Here is a 23247-nt window from a genome sequence, read left to right as displayed (position 1 = left end):
GGGAGGCGAGGACACCGCCATGTTTCGTACACCACAAGCCGTTTTGAGAGTTGGAAAACTTAAATCGATCGAATGTTTGAGAACAGCGGCCAGACATAACAGCCGAACCACAACCGTACCCAATGCTGACGAAAACAAGACTGTTGAAATCTTGCAAGGTCAGACTTCGCCCGAAGCTGTCATAGAACTAGCGCAAGTAAAAATTGGCTCTCAAAAAATCAGAAAAAATGCAGTAATTGCCGGAGATATCCTGCTAGGGGCTTCCCCCAGCTACTTCAGACCCTCTTGCCCGGAAAACTACGGGTACTGGCAGCAAAAACAATTGGTTCTATGGACAGAAGCTTCAACTAACTGGCTCGAAGAACATATAGGGAGTAACATTCTTCAAACCGCCCTGCACCTCGATGAAGCCACACCCCACATCCACTGTCTCTGGGTGCCAATCAACAATGAGGGAAAACTGAGCTACAGAAGTACGGAGTTTGGAGGAACAAGAAGTAGCTTGAGCAAACTTCAAGACAGCTATGCCGCAGCCGTTGCCGACTTGGGCATCGAACGTGGCATCAAATTCTCGCCGGCACGGCATCAAAAAATCCGACAGTATTACACTGCTGTGAACTCGCAAGAAACTGTATTGGATTTAAACTTGTGGCTGTCCTCACCAGAACCATTCGAGACTGCCACCAATTACAGGTCTAGGTCAATTGCTTTGCTACAGCCCGGTTCTGACGCCATCAACCAGATGCTTGCAGAACGGCAAAGGGCCATAGCACAACAAGAACTAGAACGGGAGAAAGCCATCCTCGCTCAAAAATATAGAGAACAGGTAGAGCAAGAATTGGTTTCTGAAAAAGCTACATTGATTGCAGAGCAAGAAAAAATTTCTTTGCTTTCGCAATTAGCCGGCTGCTGCTTCGTTCTGGCGAATTGTTTGCAAGCGGATCTAAAAACCAACGAGGTCATAGGCTCAGAATGGCAGTTCCGAGTTCAAAACGGCTGCATAGAAATTAAAAACCAGCACGGGTTTAATTTACAAGCCTCACGCACGGATTTTACACGGTCGATCGCTTCACTTGCTCCAGCCCAATTGCAACAGTTGGCTGACTTCTCTAATTTGTTGCAAGCCACGGTGTACGATCGACTTGGAAAGCAGAAAAATGCGAATTTAGAACTTTAAGCCGAATCAAGGACGATCGCTAAACTCTAACTCAAGACGATCACCGGATACTTGCCCTATGCCTAGTTGAGATTTCGCTCTGGCAACACCTGTTTCACACGCATGGTTCCTTCCATTTAGGCAAGCTCAAGTTTTAGGTTTTTAAGCCGAGCCGTGTTTCCCAATCTCTTCTCTAATTCGCTTTTGAGATCGATCGGCTAAAACGCACATCTGATAGTATTTCAATCTGGTTATCGCAAATTTTCTCATATATCGATATATGACTTACCAGATCGCTCTACAATCTTTAAATCATTTACCTCAATTTAACACCATGCAAATTCGATTAGCAGTCATCAGCAATGCTGGGGGCAGTGGCAAAACCACACTTTCAGTCCACCTCGCCTACGAACTAGGTTTGAAGGGTTTCCAGGTAGCCATCATGGATCTAGATCCCCAAGGATCGCAAACCCTTTTTTGTGGGCTGATGCCACCAGAACCAGAACACACACTGTCCGCCGTCCTCCGAGACGGCTTTAATGGCTCTTGGCCCCTCACTCCTAGCTGGACTTCCCACACCAATAATGTAACAGTTTGTCAGGGTGGAATGACGCTGACACAAACAGCAGACGAGTTAGTTTTGCACAAGCGTGGCGCTTACCTTCTAAGCGATTGCCTGACCGACTATCCCCTGGAACATGACCTGATAATCTTTGATTGCCCCGCCACGTTGGGCCCTTTGCCCCTAATGGCCCTAGCTGCCGCCACTCATATAGCAGTGCCAGTACAGTTAGAACCAAAATCCATTCAGGGCGCAGCTCACTTATTGGAATGGTACTACCATCATTGCAAGCACTTGCGCCTCAAGCCCCAGCCAGAAATTATCGGGTTTGTACCTAACCAATACGATGCAAAACGAGCCACCCACCGACAACTTTTAGAGTCTTTGCCAGCTCAATTAGAGCAGATGAATATCCGCACTTTCCCGGCAATTCGGGACAGTGCAGAATTTATCAACGCCTGTGGGCAGGGATTGCCTTTACATATTTATCGCCCGCTTCATCCTGCCCTGGGCGACTTCAAGGAAATTGTTAAGCACGTAGCCAGTTTGATGCCAAATAAAGTTACTTCAACAGACAGCCAAAAGACTAAAAAGAAGAAGTAGCAGGACTTACGCACAGGCTACATCCCAAGCCAACCAAAGCCGAAAAAACCGCCAAGGTATAGCAACCGTTTGGGCAGCGCCGGACATTGATGATTGCTGAAATTTTTGATATGCAAACGTTTTACTTCTGAGTGTTGACTTCTGACTGCCGAACTTTAACTTCTGACTGCCGAACTTTAACTTCTGACTGCCGAACTTTAACTTCTGACTGCCGAGTCCTGGCTTCTGACTGCTGAGTGTTGACTTCTGACGACCGAACTTTAACTTCTGACTGCCGAACTCTAACTTCTGACTGCCAAGTTCTGACCAAAGCAAACTTATCGCTTCTGTAAATAAAGCAAACTTTTTTTTGTTCACTCCCAATCAAAAATCTTAAATCCCTATGGCCCGTAAAACTCCCGACTTGACCAGTTACTTTTCAGCAGCCAAGCAGTCCATGCAGCTATCCGAGGCTGAGGAAGAAATCCAAAAATTAAGAACCGAAGTTGAAGAGCTGCGAAAGTCCGGTGCTGCCGAACTTGAAGCGCAGCTAGCTGCTCTGCGAGAGCAATTGCAAGTAGCCGGAGGGGTTCTCTCAGTTCCCCTCGACCAGATTCTACCCAACCCCGAACAACCCAGGCAGACATTTTTATCATCTAGTATCGAATCAATGTCCCGCTCCCTTACGAGCGACGGACAGTTAGAACCCATCATCTTAATTCAGCGGGGAGAGTTGGTAATCTTCGACGGAGAGCGACGCTGGCGTAGTGCTAAAAATCTGGGCTGGCCAGCTCTGGAAGCTGTGATTATTCCAGAGCCAGCATCTCTGCATCGCAAGGCGCTACTTACCTCTCTGCATAGAGAAGACCTCAACCCCCTAGACAAAGCTGAGGCGATTGTCCGCGAGTTAACTGCTTCTTCTGACTTAGAGCCTGCAAATATCCCCCGCATTCTCTCGACTGCTGTGCGACGGTTGAACGTGCAAAAGCGCATGAATTTGGTTTCTGAGTTGGTGAGGGCAACGCCTGAAGAACAACGACAAGGTTTGGAGGTTTTAGACTTAGATGAGCAAGAGCGAACTGTAATGGAAGGTTTACTCGATTTGCAACTCAATCCGGCCTCAATTGATGCCAATATTTTTCCCATGCTGTCAATTGCGGCGGATCTAAAACTGGCGATTCGGAGCGGACTCAAGGGGGTTCACGCTATGGCTCTGTCTAAACTCTCTGCTAAGAATTTGGGAGTTTTACCAGAAGAGGCGGAGTCCATTCGAGTGAAGACAACTAACCAAGTTTGTGCCGAGAAATTGTCGGCTGCTCAAACTCGTAAATTAGTGAAGGAAATTATCAGTTCTAATCTCGCTAAGTTTCCAGCGTCTACTCGGCAACTCAAGCAGGTTAAACTGGCTGCTGGGAATTTGAAGAAGCTGTCACCACAGGTATTGGAGGAGTCTGAAGTTGAGCAACTTGTGGAATTACAGGAGGTTTTGCGTCAGAAGTTAGCGGAAATTGAAGCTGTTTTGAAGCAAAATGCGATCGCCCAAAATTCTAAGTAAACTACTTCCACGCTCGTTGAAGGAGTATTTTTAGTTTTTCATACTGCTTTCAACATAAAATAGTTGAGATTTTTAATCGTAACTCAACAATCACTTTCTACAATATAGACTTACGCAAAAACCGCAAATTATCGCTCTTCCATCACTCTAAGAAAAAAAAAATCTGACCATAATTTGATAATGCTTATCTAGCAATAGTTCGGACAGTTTTTTAACGACTCTGTAAGCGTTACAGAATTACAGAATTTGATAGTACAACTTTTAACCAAAACGAAGGTCAATCAAATGAGTCAACTTTATGAGATTCTCGCACAAATTAAAAACCAACCCACCCAATATTTAGGGCAAACTTCCCTGCCTCACCTGTTTATATTTTTAAATGGTTACAAAATAGCAAGGCGAGATTTAGGCATTACAATCACTTCCGAAGAACAGGAGTTTTATCGAGACTTTCAACCTTGGATTCAGAAAAAATTAAAAGTCAAAACCGTTAACTCTTGGGCAAACATCATTCAACTTTTTTGCATCAATGATAGAGAAGCCTTCAATTACTTTTTTGAACTCCTTGCAGAATTTAACCAAGGAGAAAAACTCTCAGAGCCCACCTCCCTCAACGAATATGCCTGGAAAAATCCTCAAGCTACACCCTCAATTACAGCAGACAACAATTTTTATCAGCTTTTAGATAAAATCAAAAGTAGACCCGCCCTTTATCTAGGCAAGCGTTCTATCTTTAGTCTGCAAGCTTTTTTAGATGGTTACACTTTTGCCTGCCGCCAACTCGCAATTCCTGTTACTGAACAGGAACAAGAATTTGCCGAATTTCAAGACTGGATAGAAAAGCAATTTAACCAGCCATCTACTCAATCTTGGGCGCGAATTATCCTTTTTTATTCAAAAGATGAATCCCAAGCGCTTGATACATTTTTTCAGCTATTTGAAAATTTTTTACAACGCGAATCCTCGCTTGATGCCGACACAATCTCTCGCCACCAGCAGCCCCGAAAATGGTAATAAAAAGCAGCTAAATTCAATGCTTGAAAACTTATCAGAAGAAGCGCTTGCCCAACTTCGTGAATTTGCCGAATCTTTGCACCAACAAGAAAAAAGCCCAGTCTAACAATTTTCAAGGAAGTACAGATTAGGCTGCTGAATGTCAGTCCAAAGGCTGTGTCACCTTGCCAATTGCCCAAGTTTATAGATATTCCGAAACCGACAGCATTCAGCATCAAACAGCAACTTAACCGTTCCCGTCCCGCTATTCCGTCCTTTCAACGCAATAATTTCAGCCGTTCCCCGATCGGGAGAATCAGGATTATAATAGTCGTCCCTGTAAACTCCAAGGACAACATCCGCATCCTGTTCAATTCCACCAGAGCCACGCAAATCCGATAAACTCGGACGTTTGTTCGCGCGAGCCTCTACTCCCCGATTAAGCTGAGAAAGCAACAAAACAGGTACATCAACCTCCCGAGCCAAAATCTTCATCTGCCGCGTAATTTCGCTGATTTTATTGACAACATTTTCATCCGCCGAATTCACCATCAATTGCAGATAATCAACAATTACCAAACCCAAGGGGCCGCGCTCACAAACAAACTCCCTAACTCTGGAACGAATCTCCAAAGGAGATGGTTCCAAACTTTCGTCTATCCAAAAATCAGCATCGCTAACTTTCCCTAAAGCCGAAGCTAGCACTTCGTACTTACCAGCTAGGTTAACTTTCCTGATATCTTTCACCGACACCCCACTCTCAAGTGCTATTAGTCGCGCTGCCAAGTCCCGACCTGGCATTTCCATCGAAAACATCAAAACTCGACCGTTCGTGGGAAGGGAAGCAATATTGTAGCCAAGGGCACAAGCCAAAGCTGTTTTGCCGCTGCCGGGGCGACCTCCTATGACAATCAATTCACCTCGGTAAAATCCCCCTCCCAGTAGGTCGTCGAGGTCGTAAAACCCTGTGCTGATTCCAGGAAAGTAGTTAGCAGTCTTCAAGCGCTCTTCCTCAATTTCATCTAGATATCGCCAAAGCTCCCCGCAGTATTCCGAGAGAGGCTGAATAGCTTTTTGTCGCTCTTCTTTGTACTTATTGAGGGCAAAAATCTTTTCCTCGGCTTTATTTAGTATCGCACCTAATTCGCTGGAAGTTTCGTAGCCAAGCTGTACGATGTCATTACCAGCTTTGATGAGTTCGCGCCGGACAAACTTGTCCACAACTAGCAAAGCATATTGGTCGATGTTGACGGCTGAAACAGTCCGGTCTACGAGCATTACCAGTTTGGTTAGACCTCCTACTACTTCCAGCAGGTTGTGGTTGTCGAGGAAGGTAGTGATGTTCATCAAATCTGTGGGCTGATCCTTAGAGTGCAGCGCTAAAGCGGCCCGATAAATATGTTGGTGAACTGTAATTGCCAATGCTTCGGGATGTAGAATATTTGCGACTCTTTTAATGGCAATTGGATCGATCAGAATTCCGCCTAAAACTGCTTCCTCTGCATCAATATTGCTCGGCATAATTTTGTCAACTAAACTGACTGCCATGTCTGGTATTCTCCTTTAATTTTGTTGCTAATTGAACTGTGGGAAAATGGCGTTGCTGATTTAATGTATGAACAACTCAATGTGAAAAAATGAAGCAAGCGAGTCAGTCAATATAGCTGAATTTTCAAGTTATTCATTTTCATACCCTGATTAAGCAACGCCTCGAAAAAGTTGTGTAAAGGATTAAAAGCTGTCTAGATAGGTTGGATAATCACTGTTTTCACAACTAAGCTATGGCCCAATACGGTTTACTTAAGAAGAATCTGAGTTGCAAAAAATGTCTATATTGCTTAGAAAATCGTCAGATGAAATTCCTAAAAAAGCGTTAAATCAACCGTATTGAGCTATGGCTTTCCTCAAAAAAGTGAGGTATACCCACGGAGTCCTATGCCCTATGCCCTATGCCCTATGCCCATGAGTACCTCATCTTTCTGAACAAGGCTATAAATAGCTAAGTAGTAGACAATTTGCTCAGAATTTGTTTTGCTTGCTGAGGAAATCGCTGTATCCACTGCAAGTAAACTTGCTGCTGAATACCTAGCGATGCGAAAGCTTCTTCGCCTAGTTCTTGGAACTGTTTGAATAACTTTTGGTGAGTTTTTAATGGCATATAGTGAGGGTCAATATAATCCTCAGTTATTCTTGTTGTATGTGCAGAAGGAGAATTTTTTGGAACTGGAGAGGAGCCTGTTGAAGCTGGAGACGAAACAACATTTGCTGGGTTCGAGTTTGGAAAACCGTTAGTTTGTTCCCACCAACGACCTCGCAAACAGTCAACGATCCATCCAGAAGGGTTAGATATTTGCTTTGTTTGGCTTCTGATTTGCAGCAGGTTTACGGCTGCTTGGATTTCCTCTAAGTTGTACTGCAAGACGCAAACTCTCAATTCGGGATTCATCCCTCCTGTGGCTTGCATAACTATCTCGACAATCTGAGTCGCATCGGGGTTGGTAATTGCAACCGCTTCAGAGTTAGCAATTGCATTAGGGTCGGAAATTTCAGTCGTTTCGGAATTAACATTTGCAACCACTTCGATAATTTCAGTTACATCAGGATTGGCAATTACAACCGCTTCAGAAGTGGAAATTGCAACCACTTCGACAATTTCAGTTGGTTCGGAGTTACCAATCGCAACCGCTTCGACAATTTCAGTTACATCAGGGTTGGCAATTGCAATCGCTTCAGAAGTGGAAATTGTAACTACTTCGACAATTTCAGTTGCTTCGGAGTTAGCAATCGCAACCGCTTCGACAAGTTCAGTTACATCAGGGTCGGCAATTTCAGTTGCTTTGGAATTGGGCATTACAACTGGTTCGGCAATTTTAGGGACTTGAGAATTAACAAAGGAAGATGTTTCGGGATTTAACTGGACAGCTTTGTTGGTTATTGTTGGTTCGGCGCCAGAGATTCTTTGATCGTGGAGGCTGTCGAGTTTTGTGGGTAGTTTTTGCGGGGGTTCGGAGGTCAAACCTGTTTGTTCTGAACTGCAAGGTATTGTCGCATCGTCGATCGCTTGAATCTTATCTGAATTAGTGTTCAGACATTCAGTCGTTGGGGCGGAACATTTATTCTCATCCAGAATTTCTAATTTTTCTTGTAAATTTTCATTTGACTGACTGGTTTTGGTCTGGACTTGAGTAGCAACTTTTGGTTCTACATTTTTTGGTTTTATATTTGCCTTTGCTAAATTTTCTTTTTCTTCAAAAAGATTTAAAAAAACAGCAGCAACATTTTCAGTGCTTTGCTGTCCTTTTTTATCCTTTGTAAAGAGTACGGCACTATCAGGGTTTGAACCCTCTGTTTGCTCAATTTTTGACTGTTGGCGTTGATTTTTTGATTGATTGCTCAGTTTTTGGAATTTTGGGTGGGTATGAATGAAGGGGCGAACTTCGCCCAGGTGCTGTACTGCTATGCGGAAAATGCCACGCCCATAGTTTTTGAGGATTTTGACCAAGCCGAATTTTTCGAGCTGTCTGAGGGCTGTCCGCCTGGTGTTGGCGCTGTAAGGTTTGCCGTTGCGGGCTCTTGTGGCTCGTTTTTCGCCTAGGGGGATGCAATGGATGTCGATTTCCTCTGGTTTGCCACCGATGCAGGTTCTGTACAGGTAGAGGGCGAGTTTGATGGCGCTGGGGGTAGCGCCTTCGAGTATGTCGGCTAGGTCTTCGTAAACTGCTGCGTGTCTGGCGAGTGGCGGCTTGTGCCAGGTAGTTGTAGCTACAACCATTTTTTCCTCCGACGTAAAAAATGTAAATGTCAGGAATTGTGGCAGTCGCAAGCCACACCAAAGAGACTGCTGTTAATTGGGCAGGGGGTATTGACCGCTGTTCAGTCATTTTCGACAGAAAGGTGGCATGGGTTCCGCAGCGCTACGTTTGCACGCTTATTGGTGTGCGACTGTCTTTTCCATCTTGTCAGGTCGATCGTTGCGGTATCTGGCAGCGGATTTAGTCTTATTAGACTACTAGGAGTTGTAATCAAAACCTGAAACCCTGGCAGAACAAAGGTTTTGAAAAATCGTTGTCCTGGGATGTGGATAAGATTGTCCTGGGATGTGGATAAGATTGTCCTGGGATGTGGATGTTTTTGTAATCAAGCTTAAACCTATACTCTATAAAGCTTTAAGCTTGATTTTAAAGACTTTTTTTGTGATTACACGATTGCTACCAACTTGATTACAAAAATGTCGGCTGAATGCCTTGGCTACAGTCAAACGAAAGAGAAAGTCTAAATGGTGAGGTTTGGCATCCTACTGCACTAACCCGATCGAGTTAGTGCAGGAGGATGTCAAAAAAACTAGCCCTTTAGGAAGGCTAGTGACATGATGAGTCAATTTACTGCTTAACCTCAGTCAGGAATGTCCAGCAGCGTTAGCAATTTAGCCTCTAATTCTGGGCTGACAGTCCGCTGTGCGAGTTCTATCTGAGCAATCAGCGATTGCGAGACTCCCAACCAACCAGCCAATTTTCTCTGGTTCCATCCCTTGCCTTCACGGGCTTTTCGCACGGAAGCACCTGTTATCGGGACTGGTTTTGGCAAAGCAGGCTTTAATTGTTGAGGCTCAACCTTGCTTGCTAGCAGGACTGGGATAGGTTCTGGCTGAAGTATGATAATTTTGGCCACCAGCCACCTATCCAGGTAGCCTTTTGGGTTTCTTTCTTTGTTCTCAGGCTGAAGTTTCTCTGGGTAAGTTTCTGGATCAAATTCAATTTGCCACCCCAGAGTCATTAATAGTTTTAAGGCACTATCCCACTTCTGCTTTAATTTGTAGGCTTTACGGTGAGCACTACGAGCTAAGTCAATTTCTACAGAGGGTAAAATCGTATTTAGCAGGGTCAAGACTCGGTATTCACCGCTGGTGTGAAATCGGCTTTCTATAGTGACATGAATTGCTAGTCTCAGGGCAAATTCGTTATGGTATGGATCAATTCTCAGAACTTGTTGGGAAAGGTAGCCAAACTGATATAATGCTTCCCGTGATTTTGCTCCAGCTCGGTTCAAAAAATCTTGAGTCCACAATCCGGGCTGGACTGTGATGTAAATTTCATGGGGGCTGTCTATCTTCCCTTCAAAATTTAACTGACCTTGGGGTTTGATGTAGACATTCCACATTCTTCCTACAGGAGCGCTAGCTATAATTTGCCCTTTCTTATTCCTTCCCTCAACCCAAACGGCTTTAACCAACAGACAATCAAGAGCAAAGGCTGTATTAGCAATTTCTAGTAGCTTTTCTATTTGATTTTTTTTGTGATTTTTATCCCATCCCATTTCATTGACAATATCGCTAGCTTTTAGCGTGAAGCTGCTGTGCCAAGGAGTCTCCTGTTTCATGGTGTGAGCTGCAAAAATAATGTGTAGTTTGGCACTGGTAAACCCAAACTTATCAATGATTTGCTGAGCTTCGCTCCAAGGTAGCAGGGTAATGTCACCTGGGCTGGAAATGTAATGCTCAATATAATTGCTTGAGTTACCCTTTGCTTCATGTTGGAAAACAGCAATACTGCTGGGAGCTTCCCACCATAAGTCTGGACGAATTTGTGCGCGGACACTGGAAGCTATCATGGCTGCTGTTGGAAAGGCTTCTACAGATTTATTTCTGAATAATAGGGATTCTGTTACTGGAACTGGAAAAGGTGCAAGTTTTAAGATATTTACTAACTGAGTTGCGGATAGGTTTTTTATACTTCTTTGTTGTAATAATTTATCGGTAGCATGATATACACACGCATTAATTATCTGAGATTCTGTCCATGATTCGGATTGGGGAAAGGATGAGTCAGGGTTAAAATTTAATGTTTTAGGCTGAATATCTGATAGATTTTCTCCTTGATTCCAGGTATCTAATTTATTCAAAATCCACTCCGCATTTTGTTCCCAAAAATCAGATGTAAAGTATTTTTCAAATTCTTTTTCTAGATCTACTATCAATTGTGGGGTAATTTTTAATTCCTGATATAGAAATTTTTCTATTTCATCTTCTTGGAAAATTTTTGTTTTCAAATTGTGATATAATCTGGTAGCAAGATTCACTAATATTGAATATTGAAGTTTACCTTCTCTATTGAGCTTGAGAGCGTATTCTTGGATGCGAGCGTGATTTTTCATAAGGATGATGTGTTGTTATGTTACTACATATGCAATTAATTCTCCTGGCTGTATTTAATAAGCCGTACATATAGCCTTTTTTACAAAGGTGAAGTATGCCAGATTCTATATACATCAAGGTTTTTGACCTTTGATATATATAGAATCTATCTGAGAACCGCTATATTTTGCTTGTGGCAGATAGTGCTTTGCATACAGCCCCCTAATCTATACTTTCTTACCACAACAATACGAGCCTGAAAATAATTTCCCAACAATACCTTTAACTTTTTGTGTACGCGAGTGAGTTCAGAGGTGTTTTTACTGGGGTTCCAGTTTATCTTTTGCCTTGTTTGCCCTGAGTCGATCGTTGACCAAACGTTTGTTGCTCTGTTCGGTATAAGCTGAAAAACCTAGTACCCAGAGCATCCGGTGTAATTCGGCAGGCTTCCAACCCTCATCTTTTGCTAATTCTTGCATTTGCTCTAAAAGCGGAGCAGGCACGGAAAAATCTATGCGTACCATTTTAGGAGCATCAATTTCGGGCATTTTCAATATTTCCACAATTCATATATTGCTTATCCTACAAGGATTTAGGGACTTCTAAGTCCTTCTAGATTCCTCATGGCACATAATTACCCCTCTAAGGGACCACAAAGGGACTCAGAAGTGGTATATTGGGGAAATTCATGCAACACCAAAATCAAACCCCGCCCCCCATGACTCGCAATCTCAAAGGGCGGGGTGTGACACTCACAAATAAATGGAGATTTCTTCTATGTTCGCAGACTACGGGCAGCAACCACCAGCCGCCCAACCAAGCTTTGTCGAAATCCCTAACCCCTGCGTCACCACCACAATGGGACCCATCGAAGTAACAAATGTTCGTTCTGAAACCGTCACCGGTCGGCTGCTGGATGACCAGGACAAACCGATACAAGAAGACGGACAGCCGGTTTACGTGTGCGTCCGCAAGTTAGAGATTCTGTGTGGCATCGAACAAGCCAACATGATGAGTTGGTGGCAACTGGGAGAACAAGCGATTACGGGATACACAGCACCCAGAAAATATTCTCTGGAATCCTTAATCAACCGATTAGACGGACTCAACTCGGATGAACTGTATGCTTTGCGAACCTTCGTTTGTTTGGAAAGCGATCCATTCCAAGCGTATTCGGGTAGCGTCAACAACGACTTATCGCATTTGCAGCCTTGGTTCCCCACAGTGCGGGCTCTTTGTCGTGTGGAACAAAACGAATTAGCGGCAGAGCTGTGTACCCGCATCGCGCTTGCTCAATCCAACCAATCCGAAGCACCGACAGCATCTACACCGGGCGACGGGAGGGACGAGAGATGAGAGCGCTCAGGAGCCATCAATTTCAGTGGGTTGTTACCGTAACTCGCAAACACAATCCACCTCGAACAAGTACCATCCGCCTCGAAAGATAACAGTTTTTGGGCGATCGTCCGCCGAAGCAGTTCAAAGTGCCGTATCTTCTGCCCGAGAAGTTTGGGGTATTTGGGATGCCAAATCGTTCGGTGTCCCGGAAAGGAAATAGTTTTTTTTAATTTTCTCGTGGTCGCTAATCAGTTGATAAAAAGTCAGTAACCAAACAGCGACTTCATAACAACAGTTTAACGGCCATGAAACCGCTATCAACCATAATTCCCGACAGCGTTGTCTGGATAAACAACGATGGGCTAGCCGATGCCATGAACACCTATCGAGCATTGGGAGATTGCACGGCTGCTTTTGAGCTTTTCAAACTAATGGTTGCAGATTCGGCTCAGATAGATTGTCCTGTGCCGATTCCAGACAACCATCCATGATATCCCAATCCATCGCATCATCGGGAAATAGCGATAACTGCCCGGGCGAGACGTTGGATTGACCTCGATTATGATACGACAGATGGCAGGCGGTACAAAGAGCGATTAAGTTTTCTGGGCGGTTGTCTTCCGGTATTCTGTTGCGATGATGCACGGTCAAAGTTAAGGAACAACGCTCGGATTTAGTTAAGTTGCTGTTGCTTTGTTTGTCTGGTCTGAGGCATTGTTGGCGGCACTTAGTACAGCGCCAAAGAGCGCTTTCTTTTACGGAAAGCGCAATCTCTCGCCAATTGTTGGGGTATCTTTTTGGTTTTGCCATAACCGTAAAAGCTGATTTTTTCATAGTATGGCGATTGTTTTTGTTGCCACTACTTAGAATACTGCCCGATCCGGGGAGAAAAGCGATCGCCCTTTCATCCACCATGCCCTCTGGGTTTTTTTAGTTTAAGCCCTGGACTGAAGGTCGATACATCTTACCGGAAGCAAGTGTAAGATTAACGGGTGCGGGCATGGACTACACTTGTCCACGTCCGTTGGTTAGAAGAAGTGAGGTACGCGTGCAGACTAGGTGTTTGGAGTCAAGGGTGGTATTTGCTTCGAGCGAGGAGCTATTTCAGATTAAGGTGCTTGCCGATGCCCATCGGCAAGAGATAGGCTTTGTGAATCGGGCAGTTCTGGCAGAAGCGATCGCCAGCGGTGAAATTCTTTACCACCCCTTCGGCTTTCTCCATTTTCATCACCGTCGAGACAAAATCTCTACCCTTTACCATCTTTGCGTTTCTCCAAACCACCGCAGGCTAGGCATGGGTCGTCAGCTCATTTCTGCATGGGAAGAACACAGCAGGAAGTGCGGCATTACAAAACTGCGCCTAAAATGCCCGTTGGACATAGAAGCTAACGGCTTTTACAACAAGATGGGATTTGATCGAGTACAAATTGAGCCTGGTAAACGTCGCTCTTTGGTTGTTTGGGAAAAGATATTATGCGGTAATGCTCTGACAACTCCCAAGTTTGTGGCGGCTGTAAGTGCTGGTGGCCCTGAAATTGAACGCAGTCGGCAGTTGTGGAATTCTGGTGGCGATCGGCGTAATCCCTTTGCTCACGTTCTTTACTCACCGATAACGTGCCCAGCTTCTACTACAGAATACTTTCGTCAACAAAAAGATGTGGGAAACATTTCTGAAGTCTGGCTAGATTGCGGTGCATATCAGGTGCAACAGGGGAAATTTACTTACGATCAGCTGCTGGAATTTTTAGATAATTTTTATCACAATAATACCTGGGCAGATGGGTATGTATTGCCCGATATCGTACCCATCTCAACTGATTCGGATGAAATAGTGGAGTATAAAGTTCGCGAAACGCTTTACCATTGCGAAAAATTTTTCAGTAAAATGCCCGTTCGCGTACAAGAACGCGCGATCGCCCCTGTACACGGACGCAATATTAACCAAATCAATCGCTGCATTGAGACCTATGCAAAAATGGGCATTACCCGTATCGGCTTCGGCTCCTGGGGAACATCAGGCCCAAACGGCAGCGTTAATGTGATTTCTCAATCCAGTTTGGCATTGTTTAAGATTGTTTGCAGTATCGCCAGCGAAAAAAACATGAAAGTTCACTGCTTTGGCATTGGTGGCCCAAACAGCTTTTATCGCCTCCGCAACAACTCCCTTGTACCCCATAGCTTAGATAGCTCAACCTGGTCAAAAGCAGGAGCCTTCGGCAGCATCTTTTTTCCGGGTACTTCTCAAATTCAAATAACCGTTAGACGCAGCTTTGAAACTACTAAAGCTGGTCTAGAGGAACTCAAACAATCTACGCAACATTCATGTTATTTTTGTCAAAGTATTGATAAATTGAGAACCAGTCGAGAATATCGGATTATGCACAATTTGACAGCTTGGTTGGATACTTTAGATCGCGCTTTATGAGCAACAAATTAACTTTACACATTCAGCAAAACACGACGCTAGAAAGAGTAGCTGCAATTCTTGATTTTTTAAGAAATCAAGAAACAAATTTTGAACAACTTGCGTCTACTTGTAATTTAGGACTTTCCGTTCTCCAAAAGGTAGTATTCCCATTCTTGCGGAACCTTTCAATTATTTCAAAAAAAAATCCACCCTTACTGACACCTCTTGGTCAAATAGCAGCTAAAATTCAACAGTCTAACCCCGAATTGCTAGGAGATTTTTTACATTTGGTAATTTATAATCTGCACCAAGAAGAAGTTGAAAAAAGGTTTTCTTGGACTTATGCTACAGTTGTACAACAACTCTGGTTGCGAAAAGAAGTTGTTTTATCACCGCCCGAAAAAAAGTCCCTAGTTGGAGAAGTAATTGAAAAGGCTGCTGTGAAGTTTGAACTACCTACCAGTGAAATAGCATTCAGTGATACGAGTGTGGCGGGTGTCCTCAATTGGTTGCGATCGCTATCACCCAGTGTCATAGAACCAGAAGGCAAATACGAGCACTTTAGCCGCCGCTACTTTACCGCTGCTCCTATTTTACTTAAGGCAGTAGACACAATCTACAAGCAACGGCAACGAACCTATGGAGTCAAGATTTTCTTGCGAGAAGAAGTTCAAGACGCTATCTGTCAAATGTTGTTGCTAGATCCGAGCGGATTAGATGGTAGCATAGATAATGCTAAATGCACCTATGATTATGACCAAGGTGGCTTCTTTGACTGTGGCTATGAAGGGGGGTACGGACAATGGGTAATGCTGACCAAATCCCCTGATTGGACTCAATTGCTTTAAGTAAGTATTGACATTCTCCGAGACAAATTTTATATTTACAATCCATGAAAAGATTATTAGAACAACTAGACTTGATCCAAGCAATTGTCGATACAGTCAATCCCTCCCAGATAGAAAATGATCCTCAAGAAGTAGCCAGAGTTTATGATTTATATGCAAGCAGCTATAACCCAATTGAACCCGTAAAAACTCTAAAAGACCATTTGATTGAGGAAATTTGTAAGGGTAAACCTGTCAACGGTTACCTAAGTGCTGACTATGGTTATGGCAAGACAGCAACACTAATTTATTTATGGCAGCAGTGTCAGAATCATAAGATAGTAGCGGTGCCGCCGTTCAAGTTCAAAGAACTGGGAGACTTGATGGTTGCCACTTATGGCTGGATAAAAACGTGCGTCCAACCAGAACTTATTCCTCAAATTGAGACGCTGTATCGCAAATATGGCTTGAAGTCTCAGCAAAATATAGCAGCAGAAATAGCGCTCAAGTACAAGTTATCTGAAGACAAAGCTTTAAAAATTATTCAACAATTAAACACTGACACCACAAATACTGATAATGTTTTAAATTTTTGGCAGGAGACAGTTCCCATCCTCCGACAAGCAGGTTTTGCTGGTTTAGCAATATTTGCAGATGAAAGCCAAGAATTCCTGCGAACAGAAGAAGGTGCTAGCGTTCGCATCCAGATTTTGAGCGATTTAGTTAAAGGAATGCGAGCTTTGGGTTCTGCGCCTGTTGCATTAATCCTAAGTATGCCGACTACTCCGACTGAATCAGCTATTGAAGAACAAGCTGGTGATATTATTCACCGTATGAAGGAACAGAAAGTTTCCCTCAGATTAGCTGGTGCGTACAACTCTGAGTTCCCTGGAAAACTTTGGAATTCTTTGTGTACTAATTTTCTGGAAGATAAGGCGCAGCAAAATCACCTGGCACATCCAGCAACAATTGAAAGTTTGGGGCAATTATGCGATCGACAAAACCTCAGCAATGGCCCCCGCACCGTCATTGAAGTATTTAAACGCATCGTCCATTTTGCCCAAAATAATCAGCGTCCCTACACTCCTTTAGATTTGATTCAGGATTATCTAGAAGGACAAGTGCAGTTATATGGCACTGAACAACACAAAATTAGCAATACTATCAAAACCTTGGAGCCGTTGATCTCCTTTCCCAAACACTCAAAAGGACGAGAAGTAATCAAGCTACTTGCTGGTTTTCCGTCAGGTGTTTCAGAAACTGTAGCTAAAGAATTTAACCTCTTAAAGGAGTTGAAAAAACTAGCCGAAGATGACAATTTTTACGGTCTGCACATTATACAACCTACAGAGCATAGCTTTGCTTTAGTCGCTCTTCTTCAGACAAGCATCCCCACAGTTGTAGATAAAATTCTTAATCGATTTCGTCAGCAATGGTTGGGAGAGTGGAACGATGCTAAAAAAGAAGAGATGGCAACAACCATTATCAAATCTGAAATTACACCTTTACTTTTTCCACTTTCTAGAGCGGGTCAAAAAGCTAATTGGTCTTGGCGTTATAAAGGGGAGTGGAAGGAGGACAGATTTGGATTTTTTAATTTATTAACAGGTGCTCCTGAGAGATATAATGCTGAATTTCCCAAGCGTTCTATTGTCATTAGTGTCGGGAGTAAAAATTCCGGTTTGATGAGGTTTAAACCCCCAGAAGAAACTCACTTAGATTGGCGATTTTACTTGACTTATGACCAAAAAGCAACTATCGTCCCACAAGTTTTAACTGCGATCGCGGGAACCAATCAAGTAGACTTCCATCTTCAGTTAAGTCGAAGTTTTACAGGCGAATATCCCACATCCTTCGGCTTACTCCGCAAAGTCATGCCTTCCGAGCAATGTTCGGTTTGTACGCTGTTGAGTTTGTCTCATTATATTCAAGACTGGCTCTCGAAAAATCCTGAAGTCAGCAAAGCCGATCGCTCTAGATTAGAACACCATCGTCAAGAGTGTCACCAGTATGCCATGCGATTACTGTTTCCCGCGATTGCACCTCAAAATTGGGAAATTGTAGGTCTAAAGGGTGTAAATGGTGCGGAGAATAAACTTATAGAATCCGTTTTCTATCAGAAATGTAAAGCTTTGTTTCCCGATTATAACTCTTTCTACAATAGTCTGCGTCCGACCTTATTAAAATATAAGTTACTGCTAGAAAAAGTACCTCTATCTGTTCGCCGGGGTCGTCAGTTGTATCAAGTTTCCAAAGAAGGATTTGAAAATTTGTTTGAAATGACGAGTTCGACGCTGCCTAGTGTTTTAGCAATTTTCAAGCAGCACAGTCTGATGACTGGTGAGAAAATTGCCAAACGGAAAGAAGGAAATTCCCACATCAAATTTACAGAACATCCTCTGGAATCATTTATTAAAGAGAAACTGCAATCAAAAGGGATAATACAAACACTTGAGACGGCGTGGGGTCAGCAAGACATTAAAGTATTAGAGTATTCAAAGTTATGGAAAGAAGTAAAACTGCTTGGCTATCTTGAAAATGAGTTTCAAGAAGCTCTTGAATGGTTGCAACGGCGACGTTACATAGAGTGGGAGCGTTCGACGGATGTTGTCCGCGAAGCCAGTTTGGAATTAGAGCCAGATGAGTTAAATGGTCAATTAAATGAACTTTTTGCCAGGGTTTCTTCGTTAATTGAAACTTTTGATGAGACGCTTTTACATGAAATCAACGAAAATATAAATGAGGAGCAAAAAATTCTTGATACTAACTACGAGTCAGATGTAGCTCTCGACCAAGTTCATCGAAATATACAAGCGAATCAGGAACGTCTGGAAGGATTTTGTAATGAGAAACGGTCAGTTATGCAAAAAGAACTGCGCGCAATTAAACTTAGGTTAGAAAAGTTCACTAGCGACTTGAATGCTTCTAAGGTTAGTCAGATAATTCTTGGCAATAGTGGTCTTGAAGCTTGTCTAAATGACCACAGAACGAATTTGGCAAGGCAATTAAATCAGCTAGATAAAGATTGCATAAGTCTAGCTAGTTCGCTTAAAACAAATGAAACCGATATACTGGCATTGCATCGTCAGCTAAACCATTGTCCGCAGTTTTTGCCAACTTGCGAAAGCACTAAATTAAGACTTGAGGAGTTGGTAGACGGTTTAGAGAAGTGGCGGATTATTCTAAATCGGGCACAGATGTTACGAGAGAATTTGAATAACAACCCAGAGCGCCTGATGCGTTATGATGATGACTTTGTTGACCGGGTTGTTACGCATTTTAGTAATAATCAGCTTGAGAGTTTTAGACAGTATGAGATTCTGCAACAACCTTTGGTTGAACTTGAAGAAGAAATTAGTGGTGAGCGGCGATCGCGTCGAGAAGCTTTCGAGCAAATACTAACTCGCTACGAAGCGTTACTGGCTCTAATTTCAATTAATGAATCTCCTTTGAAAAATCTATGCAAATTTGATGATGAAGACCGGGATGGCTCTTACCACATTCTGAGACGAGTTTTTGAGGAAAATTTGCAAAAATTGTGCGAAGGTTGGATTTCAGAATGGGAGCAACTAGAACGTGATTTTTCCTTTATTTCCCAAGAACGCGACCAAGATGTGACTGAGTTTTTGAGTCAACTCACTGATTTAAAAACACAGCTATCATTACAAAGAGATCAGTTACCATCTGCGCTCGCGTCAGCGTTGCGGAGCAATATCGACAGCTTAGCCAACCTTGAAGAACAGATAAACGAACTCAAATCTATTTTTGAACGTGGTCAGGTTCTTCAGGATAAATTGAAAGAAATTAATTTTAAAAGAGATGAAAGTCTTCTGGAGCAAGAAAGACAGCTTTTAAATGTCATTAGCTCTGACAACGGTGCGATCGCCATTAGCCAACTTCGTCAAAATTTGCCACATAATCAGGAGGTATGGGAACTTTTAAAGACTTTGTACAAAAAGGGACATTTAGAGATTATGCTTCGCCGTCGGGATTAATCTTTAAAGGGTGAGGACTCCGGCTCATATCAAATCCTCTCTTCATCGGAATTACTCATCTCTCTATTCTCTGTGTCCTCTGCCCTCTCTGCGGTTTAATCATTCCGGTGCAGCCGGAATTGATATCATTTGTTAACAGACCTGAGCGATCAGCCTCTTCCGGCGGATGGTGTTTCTACCACTTATGTTCGCTCCAGGTTGCGTTAGCAAAGCTTACCGAGGATCTGAGGTTTATGGGTTCTCCTCTCAAGGCGAGACCCTAACGGTTTAATCGATTACCTATTTGCCAGATTTGGTGATAACCTTGAGAAGGTAAGTTGCATTCAGGAGGTCTTAACCCATATAGCAGAGAGCAGTAAAATATTGTGACATTAGTGTTTACTGCAATAGACTCAACCTTTTACTTATACGCTTAAAGGTACTATGTCCAAGATAATTCCAGTTTTTTACTTACCCAAAGAGTATTATGAAGAGGACATGAGGATACTGGCAGAGGGGCTTGTAGCTAATCAAGGTCTGACCTTAAAGGCTGCATTGTCTTGGCTGGAAGGTAAGCTAGTTACTCATAAGGCACATAAAGGAAAGCCAGCAGGAACGCCCATGTCGGCTACAACTATAAAAAACTATTTAGCTGGTTTTTATGTTCTCGATATTTATAAAGCAGATGGTCAGTTATATTCAGAAACTAAGCCTGAAAAAACCAGAGCATCAATTTCTGTTCAGTCTCAAATAGAAGTTATTAAACCCTTAGAGACTCTGGCTAAAAAGTCTTCTTCTCTTGAAGTGTTTAATGAAAATTTAACTCAAATTTGTTCTCAGTATTCCCAAATTGTTAAAACTTACAGTAACGATAGATTTTTACTTTTTGAAAAGTATCAATTATCAGAAAACCCTGAACTGGCTCAACTTCAAGAATTATTAATACAACATTGTGGCTATAGCTATGTTGGTAATCCAGGGGTGGGTTATCTCGATCTGTTTTATAGACACAAGATACAAATTGACAATTACTTAAACCTTTTAGACTTTATTTTAAAAAATTACCGCGATATTGCCCAGAAAAGTCTGGGTCTAGTTCCAGTTGCTCAGATTCGTGATAGAATTATGACGCAAGGATCAGATTATACGGAAGAACACTTTAAAAAACATCTGATTCAGTTGCAACTGACTCACCGCATCGAATTAAGGACAACCAAGTCTCAGCTTGCCCGTAATATGGGAATTGAGTGTATTGACATTCGAGGAGTCAATTACGGATTTATCAAACTTCTAGAACCTGCTATTGCTGTCTAAGTATGTCCTATCAAGATGTTAAGGGAAACCTTGTACCGCCTGCTCTAAATCCCTACGTCGCTTCTGGCTCTGCTATGTCAGTATTAGAGCAGAAATATGACTTTACAATTGTTCATACAAAGTTTATTAACAATCTCCTGGAAGAGGTTAGACAATCACTCAATATAAAGAGACCAATAAAACTATTTTTTGTTGGAGATTATGGATATGGCAAGACAACTTTATTAAATCTTATAGCCAAAGAATTTCATGATAGAAACGGCATCTGCATACCCATTAAATTCTCTGAGATAGTTACGCCTATTGCAGCGTCCAGCCAGCCAGATAAGCACTTTGAGAGTCTTCTTGGAGCCATTTTTACCAAGATGTATAACGTTTTGATTAGAGAAGGATGTTTGACTAAACAAGATGAAGTATTATTCGAGAAGATAGAGTTTATCGATTTATTTGAAGTTTTTTTGGAAATGCTGAATCGAACGCAGAAACAGAATATATTAATTGCTTTTGATGAAGTAGAGCTCCTCTTTTCCAACCTAGAACTAAAACTTTCATATTTTATGACTTTTTTGCACGGGTTGTCCGAAAAATTTTCAACCAGACCGGGTTGGGGATTGTGTATAAGTGTCACTCAAGAATACTACAGTCAAATTATTTCAGAAGCTAAACAGTTACAAGAGGCTAGGTTTAACTTTAAAATTATAACTCCTCTACCTTTCTCAGAAGTGAAAGAATATATAGAAACAAAAAACAGTTCAGTTACTTTTAGAACAACTAATAAAATTTATCCTTTTGAAGAGGAAGTAATTGATTTTATTACAGTAGTCTCTGGAGGAGTTCCAAGATATGTAGAAACTATTGGCCAATTGCTTTGGGCAGAAGCAGAACCCCACCACACTTCGGTTAGTATTGAAACTGCTAGAAGAATTTTCAGTAATACTTATCGAGTTTACGCCTTATCATATTTCTCAGAGTTACGGGACAGTTTCAAGTTTTCGGAAGAATCTGAGGCTTTTTTGAATATTCTCTTTTTTAGCGGTGGGAGAAGGCAGTCTATTCCAGAGCTTTTGAAATTGAAGGATGCTTGTTCAATTTCATATTTTTATGGACTGTCCGATGAAAAAGCTGATTATAGGTTGAATAGAGCACGTGTAGAACTTAAAAATAAGTTAGGATCGGAGTATTTAGAAGTGTTTGGGCAAAGACCATATAGGTACACCCTCACTAGCTTAATTTTCCAAGATATCTTCCGTTCCCGTGAAAGAATTTAATAAGAAAAAGCGTCGAATATATGACCCAAAAAGATTCTAATCAGTACCTCAACTTAAAGGGAGATAATATAACGAAGGAAATTAAATTATTGCGAAGAAAACAGTCAGATATAATGAACCCCTATAGAAGACCTATATCTTCTATTTTGCCAGAAGAAAGACAGGTAGAAAATACTTTATTATTTGATGAAAAAACGGACAGCGAAGCTTATTATGATAGGTTTTCTAACTGGGAAGGTTCTATATCAACGAAAAAAATCCGAGACTGGCTGAATCAATTTGAAACTACTATGGATAAAAACATAGCACATATACTTTTGAGTAAGTTTCAGTTTTTCTCGAAAACTGATATTGAATCAGCTACTCGAAATTTACAGGAAAAATTACTTGACTTACTTCTGAGAAAAGAGAATCTTTGGAAAGCTTTTCGTGACGATCCTAAAGTTGCTTTGAAAGATAATGAAGCTGAATTTAAAAAATGGTTGAGAAATAAGATTATTAGATATGCTATGTTGCCTTCACCTTCAGATACATCTGTTGAAAGTCAACATCGACTGTGGGCAATTTATGAAAGATCGGCTCTTACGGCTACTAGCTCTACTGATGGCAAAAAAATCAGACCTCTGAGCGAGTATTTTCAAGCAGGTAAAGGAGACCATGAAACATCAGTTTTTGTGTTTATGGACTATACTAACGGTTCTGGTAATCAACTCGCCAAATGTATTCGGAAAATCAATAAGTTACTCGAACAATATCCTGCATATCAACAGTCATCGTTTATCTTTATGTATGTAGTTCAAGCTACATCATTCAACTTAGCTAGTATAGAATTTGCTCCTGAGAACAGTGAGATTATCTATTATAAACCCATGCTTGGCTATAAAAGCCAAGAAATTATGGATATTCTCGCTAACCACCAAATATCTGAATCAGAATATGGTGATTTCATAGAAAAATATTGCCTGCGTGCTTCTGGAAAATCATCCGTAGGCTATCGTGAGTCGGGAGCCTTAACCTGCCATCATTATAGTTGTCCCAATAATACATTACCTTTTTTTCATAAACCCAGTACAAATTGGGAACCGCTTTTTAGAAACAGTCAAACACCAAGCGCCACTCGCTATAAGCAAAAATGATTTGC

At 42.1% G+C, this 23247-nt stretch carries 17 protein-coding genes; 12 read left to right on the top strand and 5 right to left on the bottom strand.

Annotated elements, in window-relative coordinates:
- Both mobV and JGK22_RS01285 read left to right on the top strand, forming a co-directional pair.
- Window positions 1–1177, top strand: a 1177-nt coding sequence (gene mobV, locus JGK22_RS01290; RefSeq protein ID WP_293312182.1) for a MobV family relaxase, incomplete at its 5' end; no start/stop codon positions are given.
- Window positions 1178–1490: 313 nt separating this feature from the next.
- Window positions 1491–2321: a ParA family protein gene (locus JGK22_RS01285; protein WP_293239998.1), complete on the top strand. Its 831-nt coding sequence runs from the start codon at window positions 1491–1493 to the stop codon at window positions 2319–2321.
- Between the two features lie 6 nt (window positions 2322–2327).
- Here JGK22_RS01285 and JGK22_RS01280 read toward each other — a convergent pair whose 3' ends face one another.
- Entirely contained in the window at window positions 2328–2678 is a 351-nt protein-coding gene (locus JGK22_RS01280; RefSeq protein ID WP_293312180.1) for a hypothetical protein, read from the bottom strand.
- 25 nt (window positions 2679–2703) lie between these two features.
- Between JGK22_RS01280 and JGK22_RS01275 the strand changes: the two genes are divergently transcribed.
- Together JGK22_RS01275 and JGK22_RS01270 are read left to right on the top strand one after the other, a co-directional pair.
- A complete protein-coding gene (locus tag JGK22_RS01275) occupies window positions 2704–3855 on the top strand; it encodes a ParB/RepB/Spo0J family partition protein (protein WP_293312178.1) in 1152 nt (383 codons plus the stop codon).
- A gap of 285 nt (window positions 3856–4140) precedes the next feature.
- Window positions 4141–4869 (top strand): hypothetical protein, encoded by a 729-nt coding sequence (locus JGK22_RS01270; protein WP_293184783.1) that lies wholly within the window; start codon window positions 4141–4143, stop codon window positions 4867–4869.
- A gap of 159 nt (window positions 4870–5028) precedes the next feature.
- On the opposite strand, the gene dnaB is transcribed toward JGK22_RS01270, so the two are convergent.
- The 4 genes from dnaB to JGK22_RS01250 all read right to left on the bottom strand — a co-directional run bounded on the left by dnaB (window position 5029) and on the right by JGK22_RS01250 (window position 11526).
- Window positions 5029–6396, bottom strand: coding sequence for a replicative DNA helicase (dnaB, locus tag JGK22_RS01265; RefSeq protein WP_293184785.1), 1368 nt, complete (start codon window positions 6394–6396; stop codon window positions 5029–5031).
- Between the two features lie 451 nt (window positions 6397–6847).
- Complete coding sequence (locus JGK22_RS01260) at window positions 6848–8620, bottom strand: hypothetical protein (RefSeq protein ID WP_293184787.1); 1773 nt, start codon at window positions 8618–8620, stop codon at window positions 6848–6850.
- Between the two features lie 620 nt (window positions 8621–9240).
- On the bottom strand, window positions 9241–10998 hold the full coding sequence (locus JGK22_RS01255) for a helix-turn-helix transcriptional regulator (protein ID WP_293204117.1): 1758 nt from the start codon (window positions 10996–10998) through the stop codon (window positions 9241–9243).
- A 300-nt stretch (window positions 10999–11298) separates the two neighbouring features.
- Window positions 11299–11526 carry a hypothetical protein gene (locus tag JGK22_RS01250; RefSeq protein ID WP_293204119.1) on the bottom strand — a complete coding sequence of 76 codons (228 nt, stop codon included), beginning with the start codon at window positions 11524–11526 and terminating at the stop codon, window positions 11299–11301.
- A gap of 229 nt (window positions 11527–11755) precedes the next feature.
- Between JGK22_RS01250 and JGK22_RS01245 the strand changes: the two genes are divergently transcribed.
- The 8 genes from JGK22_RS01245 (at window position 11756) to JGK22_RS01210 (ending at window position 23242) form a co-directional block, all read left to right on the top strand.
- Window positions 11756–12334: a hypothetical protein gene (locus JGK22_RS01245; RefSeq protein ID WP_293204121.1), complete on the top strand. Its 579-nt coding sequence runs from the start codon at window positions 11756–11758 to the stop codon at window positions 12332–12334.
- 287 nt (window positions 12335–12621) lie between these two features.
- Window positions 12622–12807, top strand: a complete 186-nt coding sequence (locus tag JGK22_RS01240) for a hypothetical protein (RefSeq protein WP_293204123.1) — start codon at window positions 12622–12624, stop codon at window positions 12805–12807.
- 584 nt (window positions 12808–13391) lie between these two features.
- Entirely contained in the window at window positions 13392–14741 is a 1350-nt protein-coding gene (locus JGK22_RS01235; RefSeq protein WP_293204125.1) for a GNAT family N-acetyltransferase, read from the top strand.
- Window positions 14738–15571 carry a hypothetical protein gene (locus tag JGK22_RS01230; RefSeq protein ID WP_293204127.1) on the top strand — a complete coding sequence of 278 codons (834 nt, stop codon included), beginning with the start codon at window positions 14738–14740 and terminating at the stop codon, window positions 15569–15571. Before JGK22_RS01235 ends, JGK22_RS01230 begins: the two co-directional genes overlap by 4 nt.
- A gap of 689 nt (window positions 15572–16260) precedes the next feature.
- Complete coding sequence (locus tag JGK22_RS01225) at window positions 16261–19545, top strand: hypothetical protein (RefSeq protein ID WP_293312176.1); 3285 nt, start codon at window positions 16261–16263, stop codon at window positions 19543–19545.
- A 423-nt stretch (window positions 19546–19968) separates the two neighbouring features.
- Window positions 19969–20838 carry a hypothetical protein gene (locus JGK22_RS01220; RefSeq protein ID WP_293204131.1) on the top strand — a complete coding sequence of 290 codons (870 nt, stop codon included), beginning with the start codon at window positions 19969–19971 and terminating at the stop codon, window positions 20836–20838.
- Window positions 20839–20840: 2 nt separating this feature from the next.
- Window positions 20841–22106, top strand: a complete 1266-nt coding sequence (locus JGK22_RS01215) for an ATP-binding protein (RefSeq protein WP_293204133.1) — start codon at window positions 20841–20843, stop codon at window positions 22104–22106.
- A gap of 20 nt (window positions 22107–22126) precedes the next feature.
- Window positions 22127–23242 carry a hypothetical protein gene (locus JGK22_RS01210; RefSeq protein WP_293204135.1) on the top strand — a complete coding sequence of 372 codons (1116 nt, stop codon included), beginning with the start codon at window positions 22127–22129 and terminating at the stop codon, window positions 23240–23242.
- Window positions 23243–23247: the final 5 nt, after the last annotated feature.

The sequence above is a fragment of the Microcoleus sp. PH2017_08_TRC_O_A genome, from assembly GCF_020738665.1.
Lineage (GTDB): Bacteria > Cyanobacteriota > Cyanobacteriia > Cyanobacteriales > Microcoleaceae > Microcoleus.
The sequence above is the reverse complement of the archived record's forward strand: the minus strand, read 5'-3'. Positions and strand labels throughout refer to the sequence as shown.

Excerpts from the sequence above, each read along its gene's own strand:
- JGK22_RS01285 (WP_293239998.1), top strand. The coding sequence starts at position 1,491 with ATGCAAATTCGATTAGCAGTCATCAGCAATGCTGGGGGCAGTGGCAAA.
- JGK22_RS01275 (WP_293312178.1), top strand. The coding sequence starts at position 2,704 with ATGGCCCGTAAAACTCCCGACTTGACCAGTTACTTTTCAGCAGCCAAG.
- JGK22_RS01270 (WP_293184783.1), top strand. The coding sequence starts at position 4,141 with ATGAGTCAACTTTATGAGATTCTCGCACAAATTAAAAACCAACCCACC.
- dnaB (WP_293184785.1), bottom strand. The coding sequence starts at position 6,396 with ATGGCAGTCAGTTTAGTTGACAAAATTATGCCGAGCAATATTGATGCA.
- JGK22_RS01260 (WP_293184787.1), bottom strand. The coding sequence starts at position 8,620 with ATGGTTGTAGCTACAACTACCTGGCACAAGCCGCCACTCGCCAGACAC.
- JGK22_RS01255 (WP_293204117.1), bottom strand. The coding sequence starts at position 10,998 with ATGAAAAATCACGCTCGCATCCAAGAATACGCTCTCAAGCTCAATAGA.
- JGK22_RS01250 (WP_293204119.1), bottom strand. The coding sequence starts at position 11,526 with ATGCCCGAAATTGATGCTCCTAAAATGGTACGCATAGATTTTTCCGTG.
- JGK22_RS01245 (WP_293204121.1), top strand. The coding sequence starts at position 11,756 with ATGTTCGCAGACTACGGGCAGCAACCACCAGCCGCCCAACCAAGCTTT.
- JGK22_RS01240 (WP_293204123.1), top strand. The coding sequence starts at position 12,622 with ATGAAACCGCTATCAACCATAATTCCCGACAGCGTTGTCTGGATAAAC.
- JGK22_RS01230 (WP_293204127.1), top strand. The coding sequence starts at position 14,738 with ATGAGCAACAAATTAACTTTACACATTCAGCAAAACACGACGCTAGAA.
- JGK22_RS01220 (WP_293204131.1), top strand. The coding sequence starts at position 19,969 with ATGTCCAAGATAATTCCAGTTTTTTACTTACCCAAAGAGTATTATGAA.
- JGK22_RS01215 (WP_293204133.1), top strand. The coding sequence starts at position 20,841 with ATGTCCTATCAAGATGTTAAGGGAAACCTTGTACCGCCTGCTCTAAAT.
- JGK22_RS01210 (WP_293204135.1), top strand. The coding sequence starts at position 22,127 with ATGACCCAAAAAGATTCTAATCAGTACCTCAACTTAAAGGGAGATAAT.